General features: G+C 47.9%; 24 protein-coding genes and 1 pseudogene. 18 read left to right on the top strand and 7 right to left on the bottom strand.

Annotated elements, in window-relative coordinates; all coding sequences use genetic code 11:
• The first annotated feature begins 123 nt into the window (after nucleotides 1–123).
• Nucleotides 124–1011, top strand: coding sequence for a DNA-binding transcriptional regulator OxyR (gene oxyR, locus L3Q72_RS13650; protein WP_275130464.1), 888 nt, complete (start codon nucleotides 124–126; stop codon nucleotides 1009–1011).
• Nucleotides 1012–1069: 58 nt separating this feature from the next.
• Here the strand turns inward: oxyR and L3Q72_RS13645 are convergent, their stop codons facing one another.
• Nucleotides 1070–3715, bottom strand: a complete 2646-nt coding sequence (locus L3Q72_RS13645) for a PBP1A family penicillin-binding protein (RefSeq protein ID WP_275130463.1) — start codon at nucleotides 3713–3715, stop codon at nucleotides 1070–1072.
• Nucleotides 3716–3861: 146 nt separating this feature from the next.
• Here L3Q72_RS13645 and pilM point away from each other — a divergent pair, with 146 nt between their 5' ends.
• From pilM to L3Q72_RS13565, 16 genes and pseudogenes are all read left to right on the top strand, one after another.
• Nucleotides 3862–4851, top strand: a complete 990-nt coding sequence (gene pilM / locus L3Q72_RS13640; protein ID WP_275130462.1) for a type IV pilus assembly protein PilM — start codon at nucleotides 3862–3864, stop codon at nucleotides 4849–4851.
• Nucleotides 4835–5407 (top strand): PilN domain-containing protein, encoded by a 573-nt coding sequence (locus L3Q72_RS13635; protein ID WP_275130461.1) that lies wholly within the window; start codon nucleotides 4835–4837, stop codon nucleotides 5405–5407. Before pilM ends, L3Q72_RS13635 begins: the two co-directional genes overlap by 17 nt.
• The gene (locus tag L3Q72_RS13630; RefSeq protein ID WP_275130460.1) at nucleotides 5404–6414 is read left to right on the top strand and encodes a pilus assembly protein PilP; all 1011 of its coding nucleotides are present in this window, start codon (nucleotides 5404–5406) and stop codon (nucleotides 6412–6414) included. Before L3Q72_RS13635 ends, L3Q72_RS13630 begins: the two co-directional genes overlap by 4 nt.
• Before the next feature lie 108 nt (nucleotides 6415–6522).
• Nucleotides 6523–7773, top strand: a pseudogene (gene pilQ / locus L3Q72_RS13625) (type IV pilus secretin PilQ); the annotation flags it as partial.
• Nucleotides 7774–8006: 233 nt separating this feature from the next.
• Nucleotides 8007–8525 carry a shikimate kinase AroK gene (aroK, locus tag L3Q72_RS13620; RefSeq protein WP_275130459.1) on the top strand — a complete coding sequence of 173 codons (519 nt, stop codon included), beginning with the start codon at nucleotides 8007–8009 and terminating at the stop codon, nucleotides 8523–8525.
• A 24-nt stretch (nucleotides 8526–8549) separates the two neighbouring features.
• Nucleotides 8550–9635 carry a 3-dehydroquinate synthase gene (aroB, locus tag L3Q72_RS13615; protein ID WP_275130458.1) on the top strand — a complete coding sequence of 362 codons (1086 nt, stop codon included), beginning with the start codon at nucleotides 8550–8552 and terminating at the stop codon, nucleotides 9633–9635.
• 19 nt (nucleotides 9636–9654) lie between these two features.
• On the top strand, nucleotides 9655–11154 hold the full coding sequence (locus tag L3Q72_RS13610; protein WP_275130457.1) for an AAA family ATPase: 1500 nt from the start codon (nucleotides 9655–9657) through the stop codon (nucleotides 11152–11154).
• Between the two features lie 69 nt (nucleotides 11155–11223).
• Nucleotides 11224–12081, top strand: a complete 858-nt coding sequence (locus L3Q72_RS13605) for a Dam family site-specific DNA-(adenine-N6)-methyltransferase (protein WP_275130456.1) — start codon at nucleotides 11224–11226, stop codon at nucleotides 12079–12081.
• A gap of 113 nt (nucleotides 12082–12194) precedes the next feature.
• On the top strand, nucleotides 12195–12869 hold the full coding sequence (rpe, locus tag L3Q72_RS13600; protein ID WP_275130455.1) for a ribulose-phosphate 3-epimerase: 675 nt from the start codon (nucleotides 12195–12197) through the stop codon (nucleotides 12867–12869).
• On the top strand, nucleotides 12869–13558 hold the full coding sequence (locus tag L3Q72_RS13595; RefSeq protein WP_275130454.1) for a phosphoglycolate phosphatase: 690 nt from the start codon (nucleotides 12869–12871) through the stop codon (nucleotides 13556–13558). Before rpe ends, L3Q72_RS13595 begins: the two co-directional genes overlap by 1 nt.
• 129 nt (nucleotides 13559–13687) lie before the next feature.
• Nucleotides 13688–14692, top strand: a complete 1005-nt coding sequence (gene trpS, locus L3Q72_RS13590; RefSeq protein ID WP_275130453.1) for a tryptophan--tRNA ligase — start codon at nucleotides 13688–13690, stop codon at nucleotides 14690–14692.
• 136 nt (nucleotides 14693–14828) lie between these two features.
• Nucleotides 14829–15407: an aminodeoxychorismate/anthranilate synthase component II gene (locus L3Q72_RS13585; protein ID WP_275130452.1), complete on the top strand. Its 579-nt coding sequence runs from the start codon at nucleotides 14829–14831 to the stop codon at nucleotides 15405–15407.
• A 469-nt stretch (nucleotides 15408–15876) separates the two neighbouring features.
• Complete coding sequence (locus L3Q72_RS13580; protein ID WP_275130451.1) at nucleotides 15877–17082, top strand: aspartate aminotransferase family protein; 1206 nt, start codon at nucleotides 15877–15879, stop codon at nucleotides 17080–17082.
• Between the two features lie 89 nt (nucleotides 17083–17171).
• On the top strand, nucleotides 17172–18191 hold the full coding sequence (astA, locus tag L3Q72_RS13575; protein WP_275132119.1) for an arginine N-succinyltransferase: 1020 nt from the start codon (nucleotides 17172–17174) through the stop codon (nucleotides 18189–18191).
• A 30-nt stretch (nucleotides 18192–18221) separates the two neighbouring features.
• Entirely contained in the window at nucleotides 18222–19679 is a 1458-nt protein-coding gene (gene astD / locus L3Q72_RS13570; RefSeq protein WP_275130450.1) for a succinylglutamate-semialdehyde dehydrogenase, read from the top strand.
• Between the two features lie 196 nt (nucleotides 19680–19875).
• Nucleotides 19876–20667 (top strand): DUF1338 domain-containing protein, encoded by a 792-nt coding sequence (locus L3Q72_RS13565; protein ID WP_275130449.1) that lies wholly within the window; start codon nucleotides 19876–19878, stop codon nucleotides 20665–20667.
• Nucleotides 20668–20763: 96 nt separating this feature from the next.
• On the opposite strand, the gene epmB is transcribed toward L3Q72_RS13565, so the two are convergent.
• Nucleotides 20764–21789: an EF-P beta-lysylation protein EpmB gene (epmB, locus tag L3Q72_RS13560; RefSeq protein ID WP_275130448.1), complete on the bottom strand. Its 1026-nt coding sequence runs from the start codon at nucleotides 21787–21789 to the stop codon at nucleotides 20764–20766.
• Between the two features lie 34 nt (nucleotides 21790–21823).
• Between epmB and efp the strand changes: the two genes are divergently transcribed.
• A complete protein-coding gene (efp, locus tag L3Q72_RS13555; protein WP_275130447.1) occupies nucleotides 21824–22390 on the top strand; it encodes an elongation factor P in 567 nt (188 codons plus the stop codon).
• A gap of 108 nt (nucleotides 22391–22498) precedes the next feature.
• Here the strand turns inward: efp and L3Q72_RS13550 are convergent, their stop codons facing one another.
• The 5 genes from L3Q72_RS13550 to frdA form a co-directional block, all read right to left on the bottom strand.
• Nucleotides 22499–23017 carry an Hcp family type VI secretion system effector gene (locus L3Q72_RS13550; RefSeq protein WP_275130446.1) on the bottom strand — a complete coding sequence of 173 codons (519 nt, stop codon included), beginning with the start codon at nucleotides 23015–23017 and terminating at the stop codon, nucleotides 22499–22501.
• A 299-nt stretch (nucleotides 23018–23316) separates the two neighbouring features.
• Nucleotides 23317–23679 (bottom strand): fumarate reductase subunit FrdD, encoded by a 363-nt coding sequence (gene frdD / locus L3Q72_RS13545; protein WP_342752139.1) that lies wholly within the window; start codon nucleotides 23677–23679, stop codon nucleotides 23317–23319.
• Nucleotides 23680–23689: 10 nt separating this feature from the next.
• A complete protein-coding gene (frdC, locus tag L3Q72_RS13540; protein ID WP_275130445.1) occupies nucleotides 23690–24073 on the bottom strand; it encodes a fumarate reductase subunit FrdC in 384 nt (127 codons plus the stop codon).
• Nucleotides 24074–24075: 2 nt separating this feature from the next.
• Nucleotides 24076–24816 (bottom strand): succinate dehydrogenase/fumarate reductase iron-sulfur subunit, encoded by a 741-nt coding sequence (locus L3Q72_RS13535; protein ID WP_275132117.1) that lies wholly within the window; start codon nucleotides 24814–24816, stop codon nucleotides 24076–24078.
• Entirely contained in the window at nucleotides 24813–26624 is a 1812-nt protein-coding gene (gene frdA, locus L3Q72_RS13530) for a fumarate reductase (quinol) flavoprotein subunit (protein ID WP_275130444.1), read from the bottom strand. The genes L3Q72_RS13535 and frdA overlap by 4 nt, the downstream gene beginning before the upstream one ends.
• Nucleotides 26625–26756 lie beyond the last annotated feature (132 nt).

The following is a 26756-nucleotide window of genomic DNA, read 5'->3' as shown; positions in this document are numbered from 1 at the left end:
CAAATTTAGTGTAGAAGTCTTATCTCTGTTTCGTTGGGACTATTATTAAAAAAAATCGTTGATAGCTCTAATCGTTTGATACTATAGTAACGATAGTCAATATCTATGTGGTCGGAATTTAGTATGAATATTCGTGACTTTGAATACCTTGTGGCACTGGCTGAACATAAGCATTTTCGTAAAGCGGCAGAGGCTTGTTTTGTCAGCCAGCCAACGCTTAGCGGCCAAATCCGCAAACTGGAAGATGAGCTTGGTGCTCCGCTGCTGGAGAGAAGCAGCAGACGGGTCCTGTTTACCGAGTCCGGGCTTCTGATGGTTGAGCAGGCAAAGCGGATCCTGAAGGAAATTAAGACATTTACTGAAATGGCCAGTCTTCAGGGGAAAGAGATGAGTGGTCCGCTGCATATCGGCTTTATCCCTACGGTTGGCCCTTATCTGCTGCCAAAAATCGTTCCCGGTCTGAAAGAGGATTTTCCTGATCTTGAACTTTTCCTGCATGAAGCTCAGACACATCAGCTGGTTCGCCAACTGGAAGAGGGGAAGCTGGATTGTCTGGTACTTGCCGCTGTAGAAGAGACAGAGCCTTTTATTGAGCTGGAACTGTACGATGAGCCTTTGTGTATCGCCGTATCCTGCGATCACCCATGGGCTGAGAAAGACAAAATTCATATGAATGAGCTAAACGGCAAAACCGTGCTATCTCTGGGGCAGGGACACTGTCTGCGTGATCAGGCTCTGGGTTACTGCTTTGCTGCCGGTGCGAAAGATGATGAGCGCTTTAAGGCAACCAGTCTGGAAACGCTGAGAAATATGGTTGCCGCTGGAAGTGGCATGACACTGCTTCCTCAGCTTTCTGTCCCAGCAGAGAAGAAAAAAGACGGGGTTTGTTATCTGGAAGCGATGGAACCGGTTCCGTCCAGGAAGATTGTACTGGCATACCGCCCCGGCTCTCCGCTGAGAAAGCGATTTGAAGCACTGGCTAAGGTTATTGCCGGTTATGTTGAACTTTAACAGGCAAGAAAAACAAGGATAAAAAAGAGGGCATCAACTTGATGCCCTCTTTTTTACATTAGAACAGCGACTCTTCGCCAGCGTCTCCGCCATTGGAGTAGAGATTCAGGTCATCGCCTGTACTGTCTTCACTAAACTCCTTCGGCTCTGTGCCCCTGCGGAAGTATTCAAACATTGTGCTGCTTCCTGACTTGCGGGTAAGAAGGCCGGTTTCGCTGTCTATTCTTACTCTGACAATATCATTCGGAACAACCTTCTTTTGCTCCGGGACGTTTTCCATAGCCACTCTCATAAAGTCGACCCATGCCGGCTGAGCGGTTTTCGCACCAGCTTCGCCACCTGGATGCTGTTCATCTTTAGACAGGTTAGCGTTTTTGCTGGTGCGGCCAAGTTTACGGTCGTGAGTATCAAAACCAACCCAGACCGTTGCCACAATTCCCGGACCATAGCCGTTGTACCAGGTATCTTTTGAGTCGTTGGTTGTACCTGTTTTACCACCGATATCGCGACGTTTCAGCTTCTGCGCACGCCAGCCCGTACCGTTCCAGCCCGTACCGGCAGACCAGTTACCGCCACCCCAGACGTTGCTGTAAAGCATCTCTTTTACCAGGAATGCAGTCTGCTCGGAAATCACCTGAGGCGCATAGCGAAGTGCGAACTCACTATTTGCGTCAGTGTCTTCTGACAATGAAGGCTCAGCAACATCGGCTTCGTTTTCAGCCAGTTCAGTGTCGAACTTATAGGTTTTTTCCGGCTCAGGCTCTGCCACCTCTTCCACAGGCAGTTCCAGACTTGGCAGCTCTGTTTCCGGGCAGTTTTCACGACAGATAACCATAGGGTTGGACTGGTATTCCAGCTCACCAAACGGGGTTTCCACATGGTCAATATAGTAAGGCTCGATATAGTAACCACCGTTAGCAAATACAGAATAGCCCTGAGCCAGTTTAACCGGTGTTAAGCTGCCTGCACCAAGAGCGATAGTTTCAGAGCGTGGCAGTTTGTCCTCTTCAAAACCAAAGCGGGTCAGGTAGTGTCTGGTTTCATCAAGACCAACCTGACGCAGTACGCGCACAGCCATTACGTTTTTAGACTGTGCCAGACCAATTCTCAGACGGGCAGGACCAACATAAGTCGGTGGTGAGTTTTTCGGTCTCCACGCCGTGCCCATGCTGGAGTCCCACTGGTTAATTGGTGCATCGTTCACCAGAGAAGCCAGAGTCATGCCGTGATCCAGAGCGGCAGAATAGATAAACGGCTTGATACCTGAACCTACCTGACGGATAGACTGAGTTGCACGGTTAAACTTACTGTGAACAAAGTTAAAGCCGCCCACCATTGAAAGTACGGCACCGCTTTCCGGATCCATAGCGACAAATGCGGTGTTGGCATTTGGCACCTGGCTCAGTTTCCAGGTGTAGGCAAATTGTGGCTCTTCATTATAAGTGGTTTCAACCGGAGTTTTTGTCAGATGGCGGACCCAGATCTGCTCACCCGTTGTTAGTATGTCAGAGGCTTTTTCAGGAGCCGGCCCCTGTTTTTCATCGGTAATAAAGCGGCGAGCCCATTTCATTCCGTCCCACTCAATCTGAGCTGAGCCGATATCTTTTATCAGTACGCGAGCAGCCTTTTCGGATACGCCGGTAACAATTGCCGGACGCAAATCACCATAAGTTGGCTGCTTGCGAAGATGTTTGATCATTTCATCTTCGGACAGAGCAGGCTTACCTTCGGTCCATACTTCCTGTTCAGCACCGCGGTAACCGTGTCTTTCGTCGTAGCTTAGCAGGTTTTTGACCGTGGCTGTTTTTGCTGCGTTCTGCAGCTTAGAATCCAGCGTGGTATAAATTTTCATACCGGATGTGTAGGCATCTTCACCGTAACGTTCCAGCATCCAGGCGCGGGCGATCTCGGCAATATACGGCGCACGCAGCTGAATTTCAGCGCCATAGTAATGACCGTCAAGAGGCTCTGCTTTTGCCAGTTCATACTCTTCCTGAGTAATGTAGTTCTCAGACAGCATACGGCCTAAAACCACATTGCGGCGCACAGTTGCTCTTTCTATCGAGTAGATAGGGTTCATGGTTGAAGGTGCTTTTGGCATACCTGCCAGTGTTGCTATCTGGCTCAACGTCAGCTCATTCAGCTCTTTGCCGAAGTAAACCTGTGAGGCAGCACCAAAGCCATAGGAGCGGTAACCGAGGAAAATCTTATTAATGTAGAGTTCAAGGATCTCTTCTTTTGTCAGCAGCTGTTCGATATGGACTGCGATAAAGATTTCCTTAATCTTACGCATAATCCGTTTCTCATTGGATAAGAAGAAGTTCCGGGCTAACTGCTGAGTGATGGTACTTGCGCCCTGTTTGGCTGAACCTGAAATGGCAACAACAAAGGCGGCACGGACAATACCTATGGGGTCGATACCCGGATGGCTGTAGTAGCGGCTGTCTTCTGTTGCGATCAGAGCATCAATTAACTGTTGAGGGATTTCATCATAGGTAACAGGTACACGGCGCTTTTCACCGAACTGGGCAATCAGTTTGCCGTCGCGGCTGTAAACCTGCATAGGTGTCTGTAACTGAACATCTTTCAGCGTTGCTACATCCGGAAGCTCTGGTTTTACATAATAGTAAAAACCAATAATTGTCCCCACTCCAAGAATGATGCAAATCACTGAAAAAACTAATAAGTACTTTATGAACTTCACCGGATAATCCCTGATTAATAGAGGCTGCTAACTTCTAAACGCTGCTACATTTACCTGCAAGCTTAACACATAGCTCTGGGTAAACCTTTTCTGAAAATAATAAATTCATATTTATCGCAAATTAATCATCTTCGGAGTCTGAATTAATGAGAAGTTCTATCGTTACTGGTATCGATATCGGCCACCAAAGCATTAAAACCGTTACTGTCAGACTCGTGGACAAAGAGTTTACTCTTATCGGCAGCAATGAGCTAATTTTAACCAGTGCTATTTATACCGATAGTCATAAAGTCGATCATCAGCAGATTGTCAGTAAATTAAATCAACTGAAAAAACAACTTCCCCTTTTTTGCCACCGCGTAGCAGTTCTGCTGCCGGACGACTGCGTTATCAGCAAAAATGTCAGCGTGGATAGCGAGCTTGATGTTTGTGAAGAAGAGATGGCTATCTATGAGGCATTTTCAAGGCAATCGCTGACTTCAGCAGATAGCTTATCTCTGGACTTTATGAAGGTTGCCGGGTCTTCCGGGAGTATAAGGGAAGAAAGTACCGAATATCTGGTACACGGAACCCGAAAAGATATTGTCGACAGCTATATCAGCGCGGTTTCAGAAGCAGGCTTAAAACTGATTCTGATGGATAGTCAGGCTTATTCTCTGCTGCAGGTCCTGATATTAGCAAAGGATAAACCGGGCCTGGCAAACCGCATGTTGCTTGATATAGGTAAAACCAAAACGACGCTATGCAGTTTCACGCCGGACAAGAAACCATTTCATAAAAACATCGCCTTTGGCACTGATGAGCTCAGAGGGGCAGATGCTGAAAATATTGCTCTCTTCACTCAGTCTCTGGCTGAGCATCTTCAGAGGCAAATCCAGCTCTATTATTCGCCGGACTCATCAACCGGACCGCCGGAAATGATGCTGTGTGGTGGTGGCGCGTCCATTGCCGGTTTACCGGAAAGGCTGTCGGAACAGCTAACATTCAGATGTGTGACTCTCCGTCCTTTTAGTCTTATTAAAAATGAAGGTGCGAAGGGGCAGTTGCCGGAAGATGATGCCTGCTATTGCAGTGCGTTAGGGGTTGCCCTAAGAGCCGCTGGCTGGAGCGGAGGTCAGTATGATTCCTCCTGTTAACCTGCTTCCCTGGCGGGAAACTCAAAGAACAGCGCACCGAAAGCGTTACTGGCGTTTATTTACTCTGACACTGATGTTTGCCGGTGTTTGTCAGCTGATAGCGGCTGAATATATAGATGGAGAAACTGAACTGCGAGGCAGAGAGATAGCCGTATTAAAGCAGTTAACGCAGCAGTATCAGGAGAAGAAAAAACAGGCTGAAGTTACCTCTGCGCTTGTGGAAGAAGTTAAGCGTAAGTCAGATCTGATTTCTGACCTTAAGGATAAAACCAATAACCTGACCCGCCTGATGAACCTGCTTGCCTTCTCTGTGCCGGAAAATATGCATTTAGACAGGCTGAATGTCAGCGCTGGCCGGGTGGAAATAAAGGGAGCGAGCAAAGGGAGTGAAGCGCTGAAAGGCTTTATCACCGAGCTTGAAAAGTCCGGGCTTTTTGCTGAGGTGAAAACCGATGCCATTGCTCGTAAAGAGGGAAGCATGCTGGCTCAATCGCAGAAGTTTGAGCTGTCTCTCCGGCTTATCAGCGATGAAGAAACGGAGGGGGGAGCAGAGTGAATATCAGCCAGTTAGCGCATATAAATCTGGAAGAGGCCGCAGAATGGCCTTTAAAGCATCAGCTGGTGTTTCTGGTGTTGCTGTTTGTTTTTATCCAGGCGATTGCTTCCGGAGTTTATCTGTATCCTAAGATTCAGGAGCTGGAAACCGCTAAGCAGCAACAGGCTCAGCTTAAAGTGGATAACCTGATAGCCGGGAAAAGGGAAGCGTTATTCTCTGAACTGGGAGCCTCGCTGCTGAAAGCGCAAAAATATTACCGTTTACAGTCCACCCGCCTTATCGGTGAAAGTGAGCTTGCCGCTCTGCCAACCTCTCTCAGCCAGATGGCATTCAGGCATCAGCTGTTATTGCAGAAGATTGAATCAGGCCAGGCAAAAAATAGTGCGGGGTTGATTAAGTACCCCGTCAATTTTGAACTGACCGGAAACTATCATCAGCTGGGGAAGTTTGTTCAGTCCGTTTCAGAACTGCCGAAAATCGTACATCTGCAAAATGTGCGCATAGAAAGGCTGAATGCCGATAGTCAGAAAGTTCGGTTTATCGCAAAAGCCTGTCTTTATCAGTTTGATCCTGAAGAACAAAATCCGGCCTTGCCGGGGGCTGTCCCCGGAGAGTCCTTTAGCCTGCCTTATTCTGAAACCGTTCCCTACACGGCTCAAAGCAGCAGAGTTCCCTTTTTTAGCGCCGGTCTGCCGGTTGTTGAGGCCGAACCGGACCCGCAACAGGTTATCTGTGATAGGCCCCCTCAGGAACGGCTACCAGAGCTGTTTGCAGAGTATCCGGCGCATGAGCTAAGGGTGAAAGGTTTGATGGGAAAGGAAGATCATTTGGTGGCTCTGTTGCAGGCTCCGGATGGCCTTGTGGAAATTGTCAGCAAAGGACGGGTGATTGGCAGCAGTGGTGCGCTTGTGTCCGAAATTACTACCGAGTATCTCCTGGCCAGTGAGCTGGTTTCTGATGGTGCAGCTTGCTGGCAGAAAAGGGATGTGAAGCTTGCCGTTCAATAACTTAAACTTCAGACAGGATAACCTATGACCCTATACTTCCGTCGCCTGACGGTATTTGCTTTGTTTGTTTTCTCTCAGATATCCCTGGCAACTCCCGCCTGTCATCCTGAACATAAGCTGGTTTCTTATGATTTTCAGGACATCTCCATCCGCAGCGTGCTGCAATTAATGGGGCAATGTCATGACTTTGATATCGTGGTTTCTGACTCCGTGACCGGCAATATTACCCTGCGGCTGGATGGTATTACCTGGCAAAAGGCGCTGGAGATAATTCTCCGGTCCAAGGATCTTGGTCAGGTTGTGGATGGCCGGGTGATAATGGTCGTTCCTCTGGCTGAACTTGAACTTCGGAGGCAGAAGGAGCTGGAGCAGTACCGTCTGGCAGAAGAGCTGGGGGAGCTGCAATCGCGTATAGTGACGCTCAGCTATGCCGATGCGGAAGATATGGCGGCAATGATAGCCGGCGACAGTGTGACCAGTCTGCTTTCCCCCCGCGGTGCCATTTCAGTGGATAAACGCACCAATACTCTGATTATCAGAGATCTTATCAAAAATATTAATCAAACCGAGAAGCTGGTGAGGTCGCTTGATATACCGGTAAAGCAGGTTCAGATAGAAGCCAGACTGGTGACGGTCAGTGAAGGGGATCTTGAAGAGCTTGGTGTCCGCTGGGGAATTACCAGTGTTGATGACGGCTTTATTACCAGCGGCTCTTTGCAGGGGAATCATGCGCTGGCTAATCCTGAACCTCCGGAATCTGACACTCTTGAACAACTGCTGAACGTGAATCTCGGGGTAGCAAATCCGCAGGCGGCCGGGATCGCATTTTCTATCGGGAAGCTCAGTAATCTGATGCTTGACCTTGAACTGTCGGCACTGCAGGCTGAGTCCAAAGCGGAAATTATTTCCACGCCGCGCCTTATTACCACCAATAAAAAGCCGGCTTATATTGAGCAGGGGACAGAGATTCCCTACCTGGAGGCTGCCGAAAGTGGTGCCACTTCCGTCTCTTTTAAGAAAGCGGTACTGAGCTTAAAAGTGACACCTCAGATTACCCCGCATAATCAACTGATTCTGGATTTGCAGGTATCTCAGGATAAGCCGGGAGAGGTGGTTAAAACGGGGCTTGGCCAGGCGGTTGCTATCGATACACAGCGGATCGGTACTCAGGTTCTGGTAAATAACGGTGAGACAGTCGTGCTTGGGGGAATATACCAGCATGATGTAAGAAATACGGTGAATAAGGTTCCCGTGCTGGGGGATTTGCCGGTTTTGGGCCACCTGTTTCGCCGTAGCTATGAAAATCTGAGAAAAAGTGAGCTGCTGATTTTTGTCACGCCAAAAGTGATTGAGGGATAGATAAAAAGTCGCTTGTTTAACAGTGGATTACTTACCTCTGCGAGTTGGTTTTAAAAGGAATTACGAATTGCCTTCAAAATATAGTTGCAATACACCTGGCAGATCTAGATAATTTCGGGTCTTATCACGAAATATCGGTGAGGAATAGGTGCCACAGAAGCGCAGGAGCAGAGACTTCCTGGACAAAACTGGTGGCGATGTCATTGAATTAACGCTGTAAATTGATGCTGAACATGGCTGAGAAACGTAACATTTTTCTTGTTGGCCCTATGGGGGCTGGCAAAAGCACAATAGGTAGACACCTTGCTCAACAACTGCATATGGAGTTTTTGGATTCCGATACAGTTATCGAAGAGCGCACCGGCGCAGATATCGCATGGGTGTTTGATGTTGAAGGTGAAGACGGTTTCCGCAAACGCGAAGAAACTGTTATTAACGACCTGACAGAAAAGCAGGGTATTGTACTGGCAACCGGTGGTGGCTCAGTAAAAAGTAAAGAGAACCGTAACCGTCTTTCTGCTCGTGGTATCGTTGTATACCTGGAAACAACTATTGAGAAACAACTGGCTCGTACTAACCGCGATAAAAAGCGCCCGTTACTACAGACTGATAACCCTCGTGAAGTGCTGGAAGGACTGGCAGGTGAGCGTAATACTCTGTACGAGGAAGTAGCGGATTATACTGTACGCACCGATGATCAAAGTGCAAAAGTAGTAGCCAACCAGATCGTAAAAATGATAGAAGAACATTAAGTTCAATTATCAGGAGAGCAAACCATGGAACGGATAACGGTCGATCTTGGTGAGCGCAGCTACCCAATCTCAATCGGCGCTGGGTTATTTGATAACCCGGCGCATTTTTCTTCTTTATCCATTAAGAAAAAAGCAGTAGTAATCAGTAATGTTACTGTTGCCCCTCTATACGCTGAAAAGATCACAACACAACTTAAAGCTTTAGGCTGTGAAGTGTCAGTGCTTGAACTGCCGGACGGTGAGCAGTACAAAAATCTTGAAGAGTTTGAAAAAATTCAGAGCTACCTGATTGAAGGTAACTACGCCCGCGATGTTGTATTAGTTGCACTGGGCGGTGGTGTTATCGGTGATCTTGTGGGCTTTGCTGCTGCCTGTTATCAGCGTGGCGTTGATTTTATTCAGGTACCAACCACTCTGCTTTCGCAGGTTGACTCATCTGTTGGTGGTAAAACGGCGGTGAACCATCCGCTGGGTAAAAACATGATTGGTGCTTTTTATCAGCCTAAATCCGTCACCATAGATATTCACTGCCTGAAGACCCTGCCGGAAAGAGAGTTCGCTGCCGGTATCGCAGAAGTGATTAAGTACGGCATTATTTATGATGCAGACTTCTTTGACTGGCTGGAAGAGAACCTCGACAAGCTGTACGCACTGGATGAGCAGGCGCTGACTTACGCCATTGCCCGCTGCTGTGCAATTAAAGCTGAAGTGGTCAACCTTGATGAAAAAGAGTCGGGAATCAGAGCATTACTGAATCTGGGTCATACTTTTGGTCATGCGATTGAAGCAGAACTGGGTTATGGTAAGTGGCTGCACGGAGAAGCGGTTGCATCAGGTACTGTAATGGCGGCTAAAACTGCACAGCTGCAAGGCTATATCTCCGCCGAGCAGGTAGAGCGAATCAAGGCACTGCTTGAGCGTTCGAAGTTGCCGACACATACGCCTGAGTCTATGTCATTTGATGACTTTATGAAGCATATGATGCGCGATAAAAAAGTACTTTCAGGTCAGTTACGTCTGGTTCTTCCTACCAATATCGGAACTGCTGAGGTGGTTGCCGATGTACCTGCTAATATAATAGAAGAAGCCATCGATTTTTGTCGTAACTAAATAAAAACAGGGTTATTTGATGAGTTTTGCCCACGAATTACGAGTCTTGGATTTAGATTCACAGATTGAATTACTAGAGAGGCTAAGGCTTCTGAGTCGTTTCGGGTCAAATCTCATCAACCTTTCCGGCCCTGAAGGCTGTGGCAAAACCTGGATCGCCCAGCGTTTTCTGGAAGCCTATTCTCAGGATAAAAATCAGGCACTCCTTATGTGCCACCCTAATCAGTCTGATGAGCAGAGACGCGCTATTCTGCTGAATCAGGTGGTGGCAAATCCCCTTTTCAACGAAAGCGATCCTGTCATTGAAAGCTTTGCCCGCATGGTCGGAGATGCCGCTTGCGACTTGGTGCTGGTTGTCGATGATGCTCATCTGCTGAGCGGAACCCTGCTTGCAGAATTATGGACTCTGGTTCTTGAAGCGCAGGCTATTCCTTCCTGGAATATAAACATTGTCTTGTTTTCGAACAGAAATAGTTTAGACCCGGTTCTTTCTCGGTTAAGCTATGGACAAGAGTTAAAACCGATCTCCCTTGAGATAGAAGCACTTAGAGAAGATGAAGCTGCTAAGTTTCTCGAGCTTTTAGTGCTGAAGTATGTTCACGGGGAGGATGAGAAGAAAAGAGTTCGTAAGCAGGCCAGAATGGTTCCTGAACTACCGGGAGCGATAATGGCGTTAGGGGAACGCAAAGTGGAAAGAAAAATTATCATTCGTTCAATTATCGGGTCGCCACTTAAAATCGCGGTACTGGTTCTTGCACTTCTGCTGCTTGTTGCTGGTGGCTATATCTGGTTCCTGACTCAGCCAATGCCAGCCAAACCAGACACCATGGCGGAAGAAAGTCAGCAGGCTGAAACCGAAACAGAAACGGTTACAGAAACCGCTGAAAAAATGGTGCTGACCGCTGACGGTCAAAGCAATATGCCTGATATGGGCGCTGAGGATACTCCTGCGGTTGGCCCTGATGGTGCAGAGAATGATTCTGAAGATGTTTCCATTGAAACCGTTGGTGAAGCACCAAGCGTCGGTGAAGACGGCTACGGTCAGCGTGTTGTTGTACCATCTACCGTTGTTGATGCACTTCTGGAAGGTAAAACGCCATCTGAAACCGTAATTATCGATGAAGCGGTTGAAGATGCCAAAGAGCAGGCTCAGGAATCGGCGCAGCCGGTGGAAACAACTCAGGTGCCACAGCAAGAGCAACCGCCTCTGATTACCTTCTCTTTTGCTAAAGATGAGCTGATGGCAGTTTCAGACCGTAACTATACGATTCAGCTGGCGGCACTCACTTCGCTGGAAGACGTACAGGATTTTCTGGCTGAGCACGGCATGGAAAACCGGGTGCGTATCTATCCGACAGTTCGGGGTGAGCAGGATTGGTACATAGTTACCTACAAAGATTACCCGACAATTCAACAGGCAAGGGATGGGCGAAGTGAGCTCCCTGCTTCTGTCCAGACATTAGATCCCTGGGCAAAATCCATGCTGCAGGTGCACAGGGAGATCGAGCGTGGAAATTAACGCTGAGCTTGTGCAAAAAATGTGGTACATTCCGCTCCCCTGTGTTGTTTCTGGTAGTAAGAGCGGTAAATGAAAAAGAAACGAGCCTTTCTTAAGTGGGCTGGCGGAAAATTTGGTCTGATTGAAGACATTCAGGGCCATCTGCCTGAAGCCAGCATGCTGGTTGAGCCTTTTGTCGGGGCCGGTTCTGTATTTCTGAACACCGACTACGAAGAGTATCTTCTGGCGGATATTAATCAGGATCTGATTAATATTTATAACCTGCTAAAGACGCAGCCGGAGAAGTATATTGCCGAGTCTAAGCGTTTCTTCAAACCGGAATGTAACCGCAAAGAGTTCTATCTGGATACCAGAAAGCAGTTTAATGCCTCCGAAGATATCTGGTTTCGCTCCGTTGCTTTTCTTTATATGAACCGCTTTGGTTTTAACGGCCTGTGCCGTTACAACAAAAAAGGCGGCTTTAATGTTCCCTTCGGCTCCTATAAAAAGCCCTATTTTCCTGAAGATGAAATGATCTTCTTTTCTGAGAAAGCACAGAAAGCGACTTTTGTCTGCGAAAGCTATGTGGATACCTTTGCCAGGGCCGGGAAGGGAAGCGTTATATACTGCGATCCGCCGTATGCGCCTTTATCCAACACAGCTAACTTTACTTCCTATGCCGGAAATGGTTTCTCTCTGGACGATCAGGCAAACCTGGCTGAGGTTGCAGAGAAGACAGCCAAAGAGCGTGGTATCCCGGTACTTATTTCCAACCACGACACCAGTCTGACCCAGCGCCTGTACAAAGGTGCCAAACTGGATACCGTTCAGGTAAAACGCACCATCAGCAGAAACGGTGCCGGACGCAATAAAGTCGACGAGCTGTTTGCTCTTTTCGAACCGGAAGGAAAGCAGAGCCCAGATCGTTTGAAAATGAGTCTGGTTTAGAATGTATTTAACGTGATTATCTGATTTTCCGGCTAGGAGATTTGTTCGTCATTGGGTAGAATTGCCGCCAGATTCAGCAATGTGTCCCCCAATAACAAATCATGAGGTCTGGTATGAAAGATTTTTTAATTGCGCCGTCTATTCTGTCTGCGGATTTTGCTCGTTTAGGTGAAGATGTAGAAAACGTGCTAAAAGCTGGCGCAGATGTTATCCACTTTGATGTAATGGATAACCATTTCGTACCAAACCTTTCATTCGGTGCGCCAATCTGTAAGGCACTTCGTGATTACGGCATTACTGCTCCAATCGACGTTCACCTGATGGTGAAGCCGGTTGACCGTATTATTCCTGACTTTGCAAAAGCGGGCGCAACCATGATTACGGTTCACGCGGAAGCAACCGATCACCTGCATCGCAGTATTCAGCTTATCAAAGAGCACGGTTGCCAGGCTGGTGTGGTATTTAACCCGGCTACTCCACTGGAATACCTTGATTACATTATCGACGATATCGATATGATTCTTCTGATGTCAGTTAACCCTGGCTTCGGTGGTCAGTCATTTATTCCTTCATCGCTGGATAAGCTGCGCGATATCCGTAAGCGTATTGATGCTTCTGGCCGTGATATCCGTCTTGAAGTTGATGGCGGTGTTAAAGTGAACAATATCCGTGAAATCGCAGAAGCGGGCGCAGATATGTTTGTTGCGGGTTCTGCTATCTTTGATCAGCCTGATTACAAAGCGGTTATTGATGAGATGCGTGCAGAACTGGCTAAGGTTAACCGCTAATGTCAGACAAAATTAAGTTAATTGCATTTGATCTGGATGGTACGCTGCTAAACAGCGTGCCAGACCTGACGCTTGCTGTTGATAAGGCGGTGCAGACTCTTGGCTATGAAGCCGTTACGGAAGCTCAGGTTGGTGAATGGGTTGGTAACGGTGCTGATATTCTTATCGCAAGGGCTATAAGCCGAAGCCTTACTGTTGATCCTGAGCTGGACCCGGAGTTACGTCAAAAAGGTCGCGACCTGTTCAATAGGTTTTATGCTGAATGCGGGCACACGCTAAGCCATCTGTATGAAACTGTGTTTGAAACACTGAATACGCTATACCAGGCAGGCTATAAACTGGCTGTTGTGACCAACAAGCCTTCTATGTTTGTGCCTGAAATCCTTGAGCAGCAGAAAATTAATGAACTGTTTGTGGATGTGATTGGTGGTGAAGACTTCCCTAAGCGCAAACCGGATCCTATGGCTCTGAACTGGCTGCTGGAAAAGCATGGTCTGACGGCCGATGAAATGCTGATGGTGGGGGATTCCAGGAACGATATTCTGGCGGCAAAAAACGCAGGCTGTCCTTCTTTTGCTCTGACCTATGGCTACAACCACGGAGAGCCTATTTCAGACTCAAACCCTGACTACGTAGCAGACAGATTGGCTGAAATTCTGGATATTTTGCCAACGGCAGAACAAAGCTAAAGAAATTCGCTTTCTCCTCTGGAAAAATACTTGTTAATAAGTACACTGGTTCGATTGCTGCAGACTATGGCGGCAATTTTATTTTTTGTAATTGAATAAACGAAGAAGTAATTAAAGGAAATCATAATCATGAGCAAACCTATTGTATTAAGTGGCGTGCAGCCATCAGGTGAACTAAGTATTGGTAACTACTTAGGTGCTCTTCGTCAGTGGCACCAGATGCAGGACGATTATGATTGCCATTACTGTGTTGTTGACCTGCATGCGATTACCGTTCGTCAGGATCCTAAAGCGCTGCATGAAGCGACTCTGGATGCACTGGCTATCTGTCTTGCTGTTGGTGTTACGCCTGAAAAAAGTACTCTGTTCGTACAGTCTCATGTACCTGAGCACGCTCAGCTGGGCTGGGTTCTGAACTGTTACACTCAGATGGGTGAACTGAACCGCATGACTCAGTTTAAAGATAAGGCGCAGCGTTACGCGAACGATATCAACGTGGGTCTGTTTGACTATCCTGTACTGATGGCTGCCGATATTCTGGCATATCAGGCAAATCAGGTTCCTGTAGGCAGTGACCAGAAGCAGCACCTTGAGCTTGCCCGTGATATCGCGAACCGCTTTAACAACCTTTACGGTGACACTTTTGCTGTTCCGGAACCGTACATTCCGACAGTGAATGCGCGAGTGATGAGCCTTCAGGATGCAACCAAGAAGATGTCTAAGTCAGACGACAACCGTAAGAACGTAATTACGCTTCTTGAAGACCCTAAGTCAATCACCAAGAAGATTAAGAGTGCGGTAACGGATGCTCAGGATCCACCACGCGTTGCTTACGATGTGGAGAACAAGGCGGGTATCTCAAACCTTATGGGTCTGATGCACGCAGCAACAGGCCAGAGCTTTGAACAGATTGAAAAAGACTTTGAAGGTAAGATGTACGGTCACTTCAAGGTTGCAGTAGCAGAAGCGGTTGTTGCTATGCTTGAGCCGGTACAGGCTGAATACAAGCGTATCCGTGAAGACAGAGTTTTCCTTGATTCTGTAATGAAAACTGGCGCAGAAAAAGCGTCTGCACAGGCTGCTGAGACGCTTAAGAAGGTTTACGAAGCTGTGGGCTTTGTTGCCCGCCCGTAAGCAAATTTAGTTTATTGAAAGCCACTGGGACTGTCTGCCTCAGTGGCTTTTTTGTTTGTAGTGCCGGAAATTTCTCTTGCCTTTCCTCTTTTGTGCTGCAAAATACCGCACTTAAATTCATACCGTGCGAGTAACTATGCTTCTGATCCTTGATAACTACGATTCGTTTACTTACAACCTCTATCAGTATTTCTGCGAGCTTGGTGCAGAAGTAAAGGTGGTGCGTAATGACGAGATCAGTATCGCGGAGATTGAAGCGCTCAATCCTTCTCACCTTGTTATCTCTCCCGGTCCCTGTACGCCCAATGAAGCAGGGATTTCTCTGCAGGCGATAGAACACTTTGCCGGAAAGCTGCCTTTAATGGGAGTCTGTCTGGGGCACCAGGCCATCGCTCAGGTGTTTGGTGGTGAAGTGGTGCGGGCCAGAGAAGTGATGCACGGAAAAACATCGCCGATAACTCACAACAATAAAAGTGTGTTTCAGGGGCTCAATAATCCCTTAACTGTTACCCGCTATCACTCTCTTGTGGTGAAGCCGGAAAGCCTGCCTGAATGTCTGGAATTGACAGCCTGGACAGAGAAGAGTGACGGCTCTGTTGACGAGATTATGGGCTTTCAGCACAAAAGCCTGCCGATTGATGCCGTACAGTTTCACCCTGAGTCGATTAAAACTGAGCAGGGGCATGAATTGTTGGCGAACTTTTTGAGACGTTAACAAGTTCTGCACTACTCAAGGTAAAGGTGGTCAGTAGGTATCGATAAGCAAACCCTCCGTGCCAGGGAAGGCACGGTGGAGCCCCATGGATGGGTTTATGCGTGTTTGTGTTCGATACCTGCTTACCACCTTGAGTACGTAAATCGCGACTTTCATCACTATTTTTACCATTCTTGCCTTACTTCTGTTATAAATTGAAATATGAAAATTTATTCGCAGAAGATATCCCTTCATCTTCTTTAACCCCCTATTTTCCTGAGATCTGTTTATCTTTCAGGGAATGCTTGGAAAATTTTCTGTATAACAATGATAAACAAGTGAATAAATAAGCAATAACTATATCTTCTGGCTGGTGTGTAAGAACTTATTCAGGCGATTTTGCTATTGAAATAGTTAATAAGTTGTTAATACTGATCAGAAACAGGACAAAATACCAACTGCATTGGTACCAAGAAGGAGTATTAATACGATGGAAAATAAAGTCGAACGCAGCTTGTTTGATGAAGTAATGGTGCCTTGTTATAGCCCGATGGAGATGATTCCTGTCAGAGGAGAAGGCTCACGGGTATGGGATCAAGATGACAACGAGTATATCGATTTTGCAGGCGGGATCGCCGTAAGTTGTCTTGGTCACTGTCATCCGGTAATGGTGAATGCTATTACGGAGCAGGCAAATAAACTCTGGCACCTGAGCAACGTACTGGCAAATGAGCCGGCAATTCGTCTGGCGAAGAAGCTGACGGAAATTTCCTTTGCTGACAAGGTGTTCTTTGCTAATTCAGGCGCAGAAGCCAATGAAGCCGCTCTGAAGCTTGCACGCCGTGTGACTGCAGATCGCTTTGGTGAAGAGAAATCCGAAATTATCGCTTTCAATCAGGGCTTCCACGGGCGTACTTTCTTTACGGTTACTGTGGGTGGTCAGGCTGCATATTCTGATGGCTTCGGCCCTAAGCCGGGTGATGTTGTTCATCTGGATTACAACGATATTGAAGCATTTAAAGCGCAGATCTCAGATAAAACCTGTGCGGTAATGATGGAGCCCTTGCAGGGTGAAGGCGGCATTGTTTCCCCGACAGCTGAATTTGTTAAAGCGGTACGTGAGCTGTGTGATAAGCACAATGCACTGCTGATCTTTGATGAAGTTCAGACAGGTAATGGTCGTACCGGTAGTTTCTATGCTTATGAAGGTCTGGGTGTAACTCCGGATATTCTTAGCACAGCTAAGTCTCTGGGTGGTGGTTTTCCGATCGGTGCCATGCTGACGACCGATGAATATGCACCTCACCTGAAAGTGGGTACTCATGGCTCGACTTATGGCGGTAACCCGCTTGCCTGTGCTGTGGCAGAAGCTGTGGTGGATGTGGTAAGTAAGCCGGAAACACTTGCAGGAGTGAAGGAAAGAGAAGCGCTTATCCGTGAAGGTCTGAATAAGATCAACGATAAGTACGGCATTTTCAGTGAAGTTCGTGGTCAGGGGTTGTTGCTCGGCGCTGCTTTGAATGAAGAGTGGCAGGGACGCGCACGCGATGTTCTTGTTGCTGCAGGTAAAGAAGGACTTATGGTACTTGTCGCAGGTGCTAATGTTGTACGCTTTACTCCTTCACTGGTGATTCCTGAAAAAGATATTGAAGAGGGGCTTGCCCGACTGGATAAAGCAATCTCAACCATTGTCTAAATTAAGGGACTGAGAGCCTGAATGGTTTAGCAGAACCATTCAGGCTATCCCTGCGCTAATATGGCTAAACGCATCTGGAGGGACGTGTGATGCTTGTAGTTAGACCAATTAAAAAAAACGATTATGAAGCGCTGAGAGTCTGCGCAGAAGAGTCCGGGCATGGGTTTACTTCTCTGCCTGTGAATGAGGAACTGCTAACCAACCGGATTAACCACTCCGTTACCAGTTTCGAAAAAAAAGAGGTCCATGAGCCCGGTGATGAAGGCTACCTGATGGTGGGCTTTGACAGTGAAACCGGGGAAGTCGCCGGTACCACTGCGGTTGAGGCTTCCATTGGCTGGGACGTTCCTTTCTATACCTACCACATCAGTAAAGTTGTTCACTCTTCACCTAAGCTGGGTGTTAACAATGTAGTGAAGCTACTGACTTTCGGTAATAACTACACAGGTTGCAGTGAGATTTGTACCCTGTTTCTGAGACCCTCTTTCCGTGGTGGCCTGAACGGGAAACTGATGTCCCGCTGCCGCTTCCTGCTTATGGCTGAACATCCTGAGCGCTTTTCTAAGGTAGTGCTTGCCGAGATGCGGGGGGTTTCCGATGAAGAGGGCAACTCTCCTTTCTGGAAATGGCTGCAGGATAATTTTTTCTCCATCGATTTTACTCTGGCTGACTATCTGACCGGTATTGGCAAAAAAGGCTTTATCGCTGATCTTATGCCTAAGCTGCCAATCTATATCAACCTGCTGAGTGATGAGGCTCAGGCGGTTATTGGTAAGGTTCACCAGAATACGGTTCCTGCACTCAAGCTTCTGGAAAAAGAGGGCTTTGTCTGCCGCGATTATGTGGACATATTTGATGCAGGTCCGACGGTTGAGTGCGATTTGCAAAACATTGAATCTGTACGAAACTCTTTCAGAGCAAGTGTAAAAGTGAAAGAACATTCCAGTTCACAGGATTATCTGGTCACCAACACTTCGTTTGAAGATTTCCGGGCTGTTGCCACTAAGGCTGCTTACGATAAAGCGAGTGAGTCGGTCATTGTTACCCCGGAAGTCGCAGATGCTCTGCAGGTCGAACAGGGCGACTTTGTACGTATGCTGGCTATGTAGCCTCTTATAACCACAACTAAGGAAAGTGTTATGACTCAGTGGATCTCAGGTCAGTGGGTGCAAGGACAGGGAGAGGAGATGACCTCAGTCAGCCCTTACAACGAGAGGGTGATCTGGCAGGGCGTTAGCGCAACTCCGGCTCAGGTTGAGCAGGCCGTTATGTCTGCCCGCAGGGCATTTATTGAGTGGAAAAAACTAAGCTATGCAGCCCGGGAGAAAATCGTTCTGGCTTTTGCTGAGGAGGTGAAAGCGAACATCGACGGCATCGCAGAAGTGATAGCCGAAGAAACCGGCAAGCCTCTTTGGGAAACAAAGACGGAAGCTGCTGCGGTTGCCGGTAAGGTGACGATTTCTATCCGCGCTTATCAGGAGAGAACCGGACAAACAGAGCGGGAGGCTGGTGGCAATCAGATAGTTTTGCGCCATCGTCCGTTAGGCGTTATGGCCGTATTCGGCCCTTATAACTTTCCTGCACACTTACCCAATGGTCATATGGTTCCGGCTCTTCTGGCAGGAAATACCATTGTTTATAAACCTTCCGAGCAGACCCCGGCTACCGCTGAGTTTATTATAAAACTGTGGGAAAAAGCGGGTTTACCCGACGGGGTTATCAATCTGGTTCAGGGGGCGAAGGAGACAGGGGTAACTCTGGCTGAGTCGAAAGGGATTGACGGTTTGCTGTTTACCGGCAGTGCCAATACAGGGCATATCCTGCACAGACAGTTTGCCGGACATCCGGAAAAGATGCTGGCGCTGGAGATGGGCGGAAATAACCCCATGGTTATCTCGGAAAAATATGGCGACCTTGATGCAACGGTTTATACCATTATCCAGTCTGCCTTTATCAGTGCCGGACAGCGTTGTACCTGTGCCAGAAGGTTGTATGTTCCTGTTGGAGCTAATGGTGACGCGCTGATTGACAGGCTTGTTGAAGTGACGGAAAAGATCCGGGTTGATGAGCCTTTTGCCGAACCACAGCCATTTATGGGGCCGCAGATTTCTGTGCAGGCGGCCAGGAATATTGTTTCTGCCCAGAGAAACCTGATCTTTCTTGGTGGTGTGAGTCTGGTTGAGGCAAGACATACTTATGCCGCTTTTGTTACTCCGGGAGTGATTGATGTGACCGCAATAGCTGAGCTGCCGGATGAAGAGTATTTCGGACCGCTGCTTCAGGTGGTTCGTTATCAGGGATTAGAGAAAGCGGTGGAGCTTGCGAACGATACCCGGTTTGGTTTGTCGGCAGGTCTGGTATCTACCGATGATGCCGAGTGGGAATACTTTGTTGAGCATATCCGTGCAGGCATAGTTAACCGCAACCGGCAGTTAACCGGAGCCAGTGGAGATGCGCCATTTGGCGGCCCGGGAGCATCGGGGAATCTTCGCCCTAGTGCTTATTACGCGGCGGACTACTGCGCTTATCCTATGGCGTCTATGGAGGGGAGTGAGACTGTGCTTCCGGATACGTTAAGTCCTGGGGTTAAGCTCTAGGTTTAGTGGTACCCGGTGAAGAAGGCGGCATGATATTTCAAAAACGCATAAACCCATCCATGGGGCTCCAACTTGCCATCCCTGGCAAGTAGGTTTTGAAATATCACACCACCTCCTTCACCTCACGTAAACTCCGGCGCGTATTAGTGACCGATGAGTTGGGAACTATATGAAGTTGATAGGTTAAGGGGGATATATGTCACCGGACCAACTGTTTCATTCATTATGGCAGGACTATACCTCCCGCCTTTGCCCTTCTGCACAAAAAGTGCATGATCTTCTTCAGGAAGATGAAGCGCTGATCAACGATCATATCGCCATGCGTACCTTTGGTGTTGAAGGACTTGGTATCGATGTACTTGCTCAGCATTATCTGGAGCTGGGTTACAAAGAGTGCGGAAACTATGTGTTTGAAAGTAAGAAGCTAACCGCCAAACACTTTGAGCACCCTGACACCACTCAACCTAAGGTATTTATCAGCCAGCTTGAGGTCGGGTTATGTTCCGAAGAGCTGGGTGCCATAGTTAAGCGTTTAGTTTCGCAGGCAGACGGTTCAAAACTGGCGGTGAATGATTTTCTCTATGGCGGCCGCCTGTGGGATATCAGCTATGAAGACTATCTCACGCTGTCAAAAGAGAGCGAGTACGCCGCCTGGTTATCGGCCCATGGGTATGGTGCTAACCACTTCACTGTCAGTGTTAACCAACTGAATACTTTCGATGAAGTGAAGCAGGTAAACGATCATCTGCGCAAAGCAGGCTTCAGAATCAACGAGTCAGGCGGCGAAGTAAAAGGTTCACCCGACGTGCTTCTGGAACAGTCTTCAACCATGGCCGATAAAGTTGAAGTGCAATTCTCAGACGGTAAGCAGCTTATCCCCGGAGGATTTTACGAGTTCGCCAGACGTTATCCGATGGCGGACGGGAACTTGTATCAGGGATTTGTTGCGGCTTCGGCGGATAAGATATTTGAGAGTACGGATAGATAATGGTGAAGGGGACGGACTTCGTCCTTGAGGGTAATAGGGCTATAGGGTAGCGTCCCCATAGCCCCATAGCCCCATAGCCCCATAGCCCCATAGCCTTTATTCTATATTTAAATCCAGCGTAGTCTTACTAGGCTTCCCCCCAACCTCCCTGGTCAACTTAGGTACCAAATACCCCGAGGTTTCCTTCATCACTCCGCGCATAATCTCCTTCGCTCTTTCATCATCGATAAAGAAATGCGCTGCGCCCTGAACTTTGTCCAGTACGTGCAAGTAGTAGGGCTGGATTCCTGCATCGAACAGGGATTCGTTGAGAGTGACTTGAGCTTTAACTGAGTCGTTAACACCTTTAAGCAGTACGCCCTGATTTAGCAGGTGGGCACCGGCGAATTTGAGTTTTGCAAAGGAGGCTTTGAGTGAGTCATCGATCTCATTGGTGTGGTTGATATGTGAGACCACCACCACCTGAAGCCGGGTGCTCCTGATTAGATGGCAGAGATCATCCGTAATTCTGGAAGGGATCACTACAGGCAGGCGGGTGTGAATTCTCAGTCTTTTGATATGCGCGATTTTACTGATCTGTTCAAAAAGCCAGGATAACTCCTGATCTTTTGCCATCAGGGGATCGCCGCCGGAGAGAATCACTTCGTTAAGCTCAGTATGTTGTTTAATGTAGTTGATGCTTTCCTGCCAGACCGCTTTTGAACCCTTGTTATCGCTGTAGGGAAAATGCCTGCGGAAGCAGTAACGGCAGTTGATTGCACAGCCGCCTTTTAGGATCAGTAGAGCCCGGTTTTTATACTTGTGAAGTAATCCCGGCTGATCGTTATCCTGTTCTTCCAAAGGATCGGCGCTGTAGCCCGGATGAAGCTCCAGTTCTTCGCAGACTGGCAGCACCTGTTTAAGAAGAGGATCCTTAATATTTCCCTTTTCCATCCTGGCGACAAAGCTTAATGGTACCCGCTGGGCAAATTGCTTTCTGGCTTCTGAGTACTTTTCAGGCCAGTCTGACTCAGGAATATTAAGCAGTTGAAGCAATTTCTCAGGGTCTGAGATCGCATTAGTCAGTTCGTTGGTCCAGTTTTGCGTGGCAGCGACTGATTTTCGGGTTATTATATGCGGCATTAAATTTGACTCGAAAATACGATAAGAGGAAACAATGGCTACAGTTAGCACTAATGAATTCAAAGGCGGCCTGAAACTAATGCTTGATAACGAGCCTTGCGTAATTCTTGAAAACGAATACGTTAAGCCGGGTAAAGGTCAGGCGTTCAACCGCGTGAAAATTCGTAAACTACTTTCTGGTAAGGTGCTAGAGAAAACATTCAAGTCTGGCGAAACCTGTGAAGTTGCAGACGTAATGGATATCGATCTAGATTATCTATACTCAGACGGCGAATTCTACCACTTTATGAACGCAGAAACATTCGAACAAATTGCGGCGGATGCAAAAGCGGTTGGTGACAACGCTAAGTGGCTGGTAGAAAACAATACTTGTATGATCACTCTGTGGAACGGCAACCCAATTACAGTGACTCCGCCTAACTTTGTTGAGCTTGAAGTAACTGAAACAGACCCAGGCCTGAAAGGCGATACTCAGGGTACTGGTGGTAAGCCTGCAACACTTTCAACTGGCGCTGTAGTTCGCGTTCCTCTGTTCATTCAGATTGGTGAAGTTGTTAAGGTTGATACACGTTCTGCTGAATATGTAGGTCGTGTTAAGTAATAGAATATAGGTTGCGGGCTATGGGGACGGACTTCGTCCTACAGGGCCTGGGAACTTATTTTGAAAAGGGTTGGTGTGTTTGCACCAGCCCTTTTTTATTAGATAAATTTAGGCTTCTACTGGTTTGCGCCAGTCGTCGGAGCCGGAGGTGCCTGCGTTTACGTGGTCCCAGGTGATTTTGCGGTAGGACATGGACACCGTCAGGTTTTGGGTAAAGTCGGCGTTGGTCGGATCCTGGCAGTGGGGCATTTCGCATTTGATGTCTACGATTGAGGCGCTTTCCAGAGCTGTGGTAAAGAAGTTCTCCTGCTTGCCTTCAATGGACGTTCGGTACCATTTGAGTTCTACCTTCTTCATTTTCTCTCCTGAAGAAAGTGCGTTGTACAACAGCGGCACGGCTTTATTTAAAGAGACAGTGAACATGAAAGGCTTATGTACGCGCTGGCCGGATGGCTGTCCTGACTGCGGGTCGGTTGGCACTGTGACTGTGTGGTCAAACTGCTGTACCAGCATTTCATCTTCATGACCTTCAACATAGGAGTCACCAATAGAGTCAGCGGTGCAGGCTCCGGCCGTAATTAATCCCTGGGTTTCTCCTTCGATGGAGATATAGCATGGAGTTGGCATTGTCGTTTCCTTCTTTAGTGGATCGCATTTATTGCGACAGTTAATCTTCAGAAAGTGAAAAGCAATGAGTAAGCCAAATAAAGAATTGTTTAAAATCAGCGAGTTGAGGATGGGCAAGCAAAAGCTTACTTGTGAGGAGCAAGTTATTGCAAAGTGCTGGCAGGAATCTACTTTCAGCAAGCAGTAGAGTTGTTTGGTTTATGTGACTTTACAGCGCGCTGAAAGTAGATCCCCGCTTTCGCGGGGATGACATCATTCAGCTTATCATTAGCTTTAAGTCAGCAGCGACTCAGGCTGACTTAAATCATAAAGATAAACACCACTGACAGCAGAGAGATAAAACCGGCAATAAAGTAACAGGCGATTTTACCCACAGGGCCGACATGCAGCTTAAGGTCATGCATACCGTGATGAACACGGTGCATTGCATGCCACATAGGCAGCGCTAAGGTACCAATGATAAACAGCGCACCGATAAAGCTGGTGGCAAAGTCTGCTACGCGTTCATAGCTCATGGCCTCTGCATCAATGATTCCCAGCGGAGCCAGAATCCCCAGTACCAGAACGGTTACCGGAGTAATCATTGCAAACCAAGTACCGCCGGCACCGAATAGTCCCCACCATACAGGTTCGTCTGAACGTTTTGGATTTTTATCAACCACAATAAGCTCCTTATACGATGATGAGAACGATCAGTGAGATAGCCGCAACAGCGCCCCACTGAGCCAGAACGATGGTTTTCTTATCAACAAGTTTACCCTGCAGGCGAATTGGCATTACCTGAGGCATCATGCTGAAAAAGGTTTGTGCGTGGAAAAGGCTTCCGGCAAGGGCAACGATATTGATCGCAACAACAAGCGGGTTGGCCATAAACTCCAGCCATGCACTCCAGGCTTCTGGTCCCTTAACTAAGCTACCCAGACCAAAGGTCAGAAACAGGGTAAAGAAGATAAGAGGCAATACAGTTGCCTCACGCAACATGTAAAGACGATAGAACTGACTCTTCTGCCACCATGTCGCCTTCATTTCACGAACATAAGGTTTACGGTTACTCATCCTTAAGCCTCCTGTGGTTTTATCATGGCGATCACAAAGTCTTTTGAAGACTCAAGTTTACCCTGGTTAACAGCGGCAGCCGGGTCAACGTTCTTAGGACAGACTTCAGAGCAGAAACCGACAAAGGTACAGCCCCAGACGCCGTTCTCGCCGTTAAGCAGCTTCATACGCTCATCCTGACCGTTGTCACGGCTGTCCAGGTTATAGCGGTGAGCAAGGGTAATGGCTGCAGGGCCTAAGAACTCAGGGTTCAGACCGAACTGAGGACAGGCTGCATAACAGAGGCCACAGTTAATACAGGCAGCAAACTGCTTGTATTTCGCCATTTGCTCCGGAGTCTGGTTATTCGGGCCATCTTCAGGTGTGCGGTCATTCCCCAGAATGTAAGGCTTAAGTGCTTCAAGACGTTCGATAAACGGCGTCATATCCACAATCAGGTCTTTTTCGATAGGGAAGTTTGCCAGAGGCTCGATTAAGATGCCGTCCGGGTAATCGCGTAGGAAGGTCTTACAGGCCAGCTTCGGATAGTTGTTCACCATCATGCCGCAGGAGCCACAGATTGCCATACGGCAGGACCAGCGGAACGACAGGTTTTTATCTAAGTTGTCCTTGATGTAAACCAGAGCATCAAGCACAGACATGGTTTCATCGAAAGGTACTTCAAATGTCTGTTTGTATGGCTGCGCATCCTTTTCAGGGTCATAACGCAGAATATCGATTTTTTGAACTCGTGTTGTCATTATGCCTGCTCCTCTGCTGCCTTAGCTTCCTCTGCTTCTTTTGCAGCAGCTTCTTCAGCGGCTGCACCATACAGGCGAGCTTTTGGTTGAGACTTGGTGATGATTACATCGCTGTAATCGATATCCGGAGCAGCGTCTTCCTTGTAGAAAGCAAGTGAGTGTTTCAGGAAGTTAACGTCATCACGTTCCTGGCAACCTTCATCCAGACGCTGGTGGGCACCACGGGACTCGCGGCGAAGGATCGCTGAATGTGCCATCGCTTCCGCCACTTCAAGGCCATAACCAACCTCAATGGCGTAAAGTAAATCTGTGTTAAAGACTTTGCCTTTATCTTTAATACTGATCTTCTTGTAGCGCTCTTTCAGTTCAGCCAGCTTGCCGATGGTCTCTTCCAGCAGATCCTGACGGCGGTAGATACCACAGCCGGACTCCATGGTTGAGCCCATTTCCGTACGGATAGTGGACCAGTTTTCATCGCCTTCCTGATTCAGCAGGGCATTGATTCGCTCTTCCACGGCCTGAACCTGAGCGTCAATTGCCTCATCATTCCAGTCGGTAAACTCTTCTGCGCGTTTTACTGCGCTTTCACCGGCAACGCGTCCGAACACCACAAACTCAGCCAGTGAGTTTGAGCCCAGACGGTTAGCACCATGAAGACCGGAAGAAGCACATTCGCCCACAGCAAACAGACCTTTAATCTTAGTCTCACAGCTAGGATCACACTCAATACCGCCCATGGTGTAGTGAACAGTTGGTCTGATTGGGATAGGCTCTTTCGCCGGGTCGACGTTAACGTAAGCTTTTGACAGTTCGCAGATAAACGGCAGACGCTCCTGAAGATACTCCTCACCAAGGTGAGTCAGATCCAGATGCACTACATCACCAAGCGGGTGCTTGATGGTGTTGCCTTTCTGCTGTTCATGCCAGAAGGCCTGAGAAACCTTGTCACGAGGCCCCAGTTCCATATATTTGTTCTTTGGCTGACCAACCGGAGTTTCCGGTCCCATGCCATAATCCTGAAGGTAGCGATAACCGTCTTTATTGACAATGATACCGCCCTCACCACGACAACCTTCTGTCATCAGGATTCCGGTTCCCGGCAGTCCGGTCGGGTGATACTGAACAAACTCCATATCACGCAGTGGTACGCCGTGACGATAAGCCAGCGCCATACCGTCACCGGTTACAATGCCGCCGTTGGTGTTGGTGTTGTAAACACGACCTGCGCCACCGGTTGCCAGTACAACAGATTTTGCTTTGATAGTAACAAGCTCACCTTCGGACATATGAATGGCAACCAAGCCCTGAACTTCTCCGTCATCAACCAGCAGGTCAACCACGAAGTATTCATCGAATCGTTTGATTTGTTCATACTTGATAGAAGTCTGGAACAGGGTGTGCAGCATATGGAAGCCGGTTTTATCCGCGGCAAACCAGGTGCGCTCAACTTTCATTCCGCCAAAGCGTCGTACGTTAACTTCGCCATTATCTTTACGGCTCCACGGACAACCCCATTGCTCCATCTGGATCATTTCGCGGGTGGCGTTTTCAACGAAGTATTCAACGACATTTTGTTCACAAAGCCAGTCACCACCGCCAACGGTGTCATTAAAGTGGTTGTCCAGGCTGTCTTCATCTTTGATGACTGCGGCTGACCCGCCTTCTGCGGCCACTGTGTGTGAACGCATCGGGTAGACTTTTGAGATAAGAGCAATCTCTAAATCCGGGTTAGCTTCAGCTGCTGCTATTGCAGTACGAAGACCAGCGCCGCCGGCGCCGATGACTGCGATATCTGTGGTTATTGTTTGCACAGTTATCCTCCAGTATGTTTTGCAAAATAACCGGGATGAAACAGGCTTCATCCCGGTTTATTTGCGCAGATTGTAATTATTAATGATTTCCCTGAAGTCAGTGTAAGTGAGCAATGTCAGGAAAACATTGAT

Origin of the sequence: Vibrio sp. JC009 (genome assembly GCF_029016485.1) — a bacterium.
GTDB lineage: Bacteria > Pseudomonadota > Gammaproteobacteria > Enterobacterales > Vibrionaceae > Vibrio.
Note: the sequence above shows the minus strand (reverse complement) of the source record. Positions and strands in the feature narration are given on the sequence as shown.